Below are 4,613 nucleotides of genomic sequence, written 5' to 3' on the forward strand. Positions count from 1 at the left end.
ATGGAAGTTTTGCGGCATTCTGGCTACACAATAACGAGGGAAGACTTGCTCGCGGCTGCAACCCTGCTTGCTCAAAATCTATTCAAACATGGTTGTGCTTTGGGGAAATTATGAGGGGATCCCTCAGCGCATAGTGTTGAGGTTGTTCAGTAGTACTCTATGTCAATATGTAAACTAACTTATCATGGTTCTATGGAGCAGGTTTATTTTACTAATGAAGAAGAACTAGTAAAAAATAGTTAGGACTGAGAGGCAATCTAAGAAAAATAGTATGCCGTTAACACTTCTACTTTTTAAGTGTATTTAGATATTCAGTTGATATTATGTTCATGATATAAGGTGAGTTATATAGTATTCAATATAAAGGCTGTTAAATGCAATCATCTGAACGTCGTTGGGCTTATTTTTATGATTTCAATTTAAAACCTCATCCGGAAGGTGCACCATTCTTTGAATTGGATGAGGTTCTATCCAAAGTAGAGCAGACATGGAGAAATGGCCAGGCAGTTCATAAATATCGCAATAAAGAACTGACGATTAGAGTTAAAGATTTTAAAAAAGTTAAAGATTATGCTTTATTGCTAATCCATGTCTCAGATATCAAAGCTACAGATCCTGCATTTTCAAATGTTGCTACAGGTGAGGTTAGAGTTGAGGCTAAGAAAGTTGATGAAGGTATAGGTGCAGCATGTCATGTGATTTTTAGTCGAAAAACGATAGGCAATAAAAAAGGTTGGTATCTATCAATAATTGAAGAGGTTGTAGGTATTCCTAAATCGACAATTGAGCAGTTTTTGACATATTTATTTCGCGAAAGTTGTTCTACTAACTATAAAAAAGAAGGCTCTAAAAGCAAAACGGGTAATATATGTAGGCCATTAGCCGTTTTTAATGGCCATGCTAGCTCCACTTTAAAAGAGTCATTATCTCATAGTTCTCTGCAAGGAATTACTTTGCTTAATCATAATGAAGGTGGTTTTATTGATGATAATCAGGAGCTTAAGATGTCTGAGCAGGTTATTCGCTTGAGCGTGATAGGGGCACCCTCAGGCAATCAAGCTATAGATCTAATAAAAAAAGCTGCTAGTTTTGGCAAAAAATCCAATTACGATGAAGTTAGAGTACAATATGTAGAGGTGGTTGCGGAAGAGAAAAGGCTGGATAGAAAAGGAAAGGCGACAGTTCGCTCGGTGAAAAAACAGAGGACATTGCCTTTTAGTGCTAAGGAAGCGGATGTTGCTAACTTGCTTTTTACAAAGTCAGAATTAATCGAATTGAAACAAGAAATAGGGCAATGTGAAGATACCATCCATAGTGAATTAGCTAACAAGATGAAGTCATTACTGGCCAAAGCAATTAAATGATATGCACATAATAGCGAAATTATTTTCACCATTAAACTACCTGCGAATTTGTAATTCGCAGAAGAGGCTTATTGATGTTTTTTTTCCATTAACATTATCATTGCTAATCTGTGTTTTATATACGATTTTACCTAAGCCATTCAGTATATTAGGTGAAAAAGGGGTACTAGAGTCAATTAGTGGTTTCTTGCAAGTGTTGGTCGGGTTTTACATTGCAGCTTTAGGTGCGATAGCAACTTTTCCAAATAAGAATATAGACGAGCTAACTGATGGAATACCCATTAAGCTTGATAATGAGGAGATCACTAGGCGTCAGTTTCTGTCGTATATGTTTGGCTATTTAGCATTTACTAGTTTTATTTTGGTATTACTTAGTAAGATTATTGTTGTCATAGAACCGAGCATTAGTTTATGGGCACAGAACCTAGGTGTACATGTTGTTTTTCTATGTACATTAGTTTTTTTATTTTTTTACTTTATGTTATTCAATTCTCTCATGTTTACAACCTTATTTGGCTTATACTATTTAACTGAGAAAATTCATGAAAGAAAGACGTTTTTTGATGGCGAGCTAGGTGAAGCGGACTCAGGAGAGACGGAGCCAGAAGATTATTAAGTAATAAAGAATGTTCGATTCTGAATACAACTTAGTTTTTCTGAGGGACAGTTATCAGCACTCTCGTTAGTTACACAAGAAGTTCCACCTTTAATACCTACCGTCGACCTAACCGAAAAAGGATGGATAGCTTAAGAAATATTGTTTCGAAAGCCACAGTTACTTCAAATAAAAGTTGAGGACAGTGAGTTTCCAGACACGTACAAAGCGTAGCGGGTATATCTACCCATGCAGTCAACTTACACTTTTACATAATGCAGGTGTAACTTGTCCGTATTGGGTGTGTTGAAGAATGTCACCCCCAAATATACTGCCCATCTAATTAATTACAGTTATTCTGATTTGCACGTGTCGATGCGGCTGTTTATTTACACATTAGTGATATGCTGATTATGGCTGGCTCGATATTTTTGAGCCTGAATATTGGCTGTTTAGTTAGGTGTTGTTTTGCGACGTTTAGATTTTTCGTAAGTATAAATCACCTATATACCTTGCAGAACAAAGGCTGTAGCGAAATGTGTGTCTAGCTCGTAGGGGATATGCATTAACAACACTTAATCATCCCATTATCATCCCATTATCAATTCATTATCGGCAGATGTTATTCTTGACTCGCATATTACCAGTGCAACCTAGATACCCTTTTGCACTGCATCATCATTTCAGTTGCTACCATGACCGTGGTGAAATAAGAGGTAATGACGGTGAGGTTAATGGTTTCCCATTCCATAACTTATTGGCATACATTCTAAAAATTCAGCGTCAGATAACATTTTGTCAGAACATTAGCCTGAAACTTAATCATTCAGATAGTCGTTTTGTGATGCATTTATAGAAGAGGTTAAGGATTTATTTACATTAAATATAAGTAAACATTATGATTCTCTACATTGAATAATTTTGATAATTAATATCTAATGAAAAAAAGTACAAGATATATTTCTGCATTTTTATTTGTAGCCCCTATTACTCTGATAGGTTGTGGTGGTAGCTCGTCAGAAGACACAGCGGATTCAGTTATCCCTACAATTCCACTAGTTCCGTCAACTCCAATGCCACCTCCCGAGCCGCCTTCTGTATGCTCTTTTGCGGACTCTGATATTGTTAATGGCACTGTTATATCTGATATACAATCACTTCGAGATGCTTTACATGCAGCAGAAAACAATGGCGTTGATGATATAATCTATATCAATGGTGGTAACTACTCTGTTGATTACCCTATTAATTATGATGCTCAAGGCTCTTTGGAAAAAATTTCGTTAATTGGTTGTGGCTCCGATGCCGTTGTATTTAATGGTAATGAAGCATCAGTTGTTTTTGATTTTTGGAAAAATGGGGAAATTACTGATTGGGTAAATGGTAATAATATGGATATCGGCCCATTTCCATCAGTTCATTTTGAAGGTCTGACTGTAACTGGTGGCTTATGTAGTAACGAGAACTGCAACATTTATGGTAAATCTGGTGCAGGTATTCAGCTTGAAAACTATCATGTAACAGTAAATGAAATTGTCGTTTCAAATAACTTCTCGATATCGGAAGGCGCAGGCATTAAAGGTGCTGTGAATTTTGAAGCGACTAACTCATTATTTTCTGGTAACGGTTTCTATGGTTATGCTGGCGGATCAGCATTTAGCGCCTCAGGTACAGTTGATATAAAAAACACTCAATTCATTAACAATGAACGTCAAGCTTTTTACCGTGGTATATCTGCACGGGTTAATACTTGTGAGCATCCTGTAAATATAGAAAACTCCAAATTTGATGGAAACGATGAGCAAACCGTTTCAATATTGTTTTACGGTTGTAAAGAGGGGCAGCGTAATGAGGTTAATGTTAGTCGTACCGAATTTACGAACAACAATGGTACGGTCATTCTTACTCGTGGCGGTGATTTAACCGTTACCGACTCTTTATTTAAAAATAATCATGGTGGTTATAACGGCGATTACTTATCAGGAGGGTGTACTCAATATGATATGGACTGCTCTAATGGTGGTGTGATCATGATGGATAAATGGATTGAGGGCCACGGTACCATAACTATTACCGATTCTAGCTTTATTAATAATAGTACTCCAGATAATGGGGGGGTTATTGCTATGAGTCATGGTGACTGCGCGACTAATGATGATCCGCGTTTACAATGTGCTGATGGGCTAACCGGGAGTTTTGATGCTATCGATGTGATGATTAATGATTCAGAAATTATTGGAAACTCCGCTCATCGTGGCGCAGTAGTTAGTGTCGGCCGTGGTAATCTAGCTGGTGATAATTACCAAGCAGGTAATGTTGTAATTAATGATTCAGTTATTTCTAATAATACTGGTATTTCACACTTACCTATTAACGGTTCAGTTCCTTTTATGGAGCTTGAAACTAGTATTATCAATGTTGGTGGTAACTTGAAGATGAGTAACATGAAACTTGAAAACAATATTGCTGATACTGAAATTTTAGTTCACGGTCAAATTACTGAATATTGATTATCCATTTACAGTAGTTTGATGAGAATAGCAAGAAGATTTGGATAGTTAATTTTCAAATAGTATACTTAATTTCTTCTTGCTTCCTGAGAGTGAAAACCGTCTCAAGGAATTCAAAATCCGATGTGTATAGGTTTGGGATAT

3 protein-coding genes are annotated in these 4,613 nt (G+C 36.5%); all 3 read left to right on the forward strand.

From position 1 onward, the window contains the following. The first annotated feature begins 374 nt into the window (after positions 1-374). The 3 genes from K5Q92_RS23315 to K5Q92_RS23325 all read left to right on the forward strand — a co-directional run bounded on the left by K5Q92_RS23315 (position 375) and on the right by K5Q92_RS23325 (position 4,469). Positions 375-1,364, forward strand: coding sequence for a hypothetical protein (locus K5Q92_RS23315; protein WP_220771204.1), 990 nt, complete (start codon positions 375-377; stop codon positions 1,362-1,364). A gap of 1 nt (position 1,365) precedes the next feature. Beyond that, positions 1,366-1,980 (forward strand): hypothetical protein, encoded by a 615-nt coding sequence (locus K5Q92_RS23320; protein WP_220771205.1) that lies wholly within the window; start codon positions 1,366-1,368, stop codon positions 1,978-1,980. Positions 1,981-2,897: 917 nt separating this feature from the next. Then, entirely contained in the window at positions 2,898-4,469 is a 1,572-nt protein-coding gene (locus K5Q92_RS23325) for a hypothetical protein (protein ID WP_220771206.1), read from the forward strand. Positions 4,470-4,613 lie beyond the last annotated feature (144 nt).

Source organism: Shewanella sp. MBTL60-007 (assembly GCF_019654915.1).
Classification (GTDB): domain Bacteria; phylum Pseudomonadota; class Gammaproteobacteria; order Enterobacterales; family Shewanellaceae; genus Shewanella.

Coding starts and splice junctions, on each gene's coding strand:
- K5Q92_RS23315 (WP_220771204.1), top strand. CDS start 375: ATGCAATCATCTGAACGTCGTTGGGCTTATTTTTATGATTTCAATTTA.
- K5Q92_RS23320 (WP_220771205.1), top strand. CDS start 1,366: ATGCACATAATAGCGAAATTATTTTCACCATTAAACTACCTGCGAATT.
- K5Q92_RS23325 (WP_220771206.1), top strand. CDS start 2,898: ATGAAAAAAAGTACAAGATATATTTCTGCATTTTTATTTGTAGCCCCT.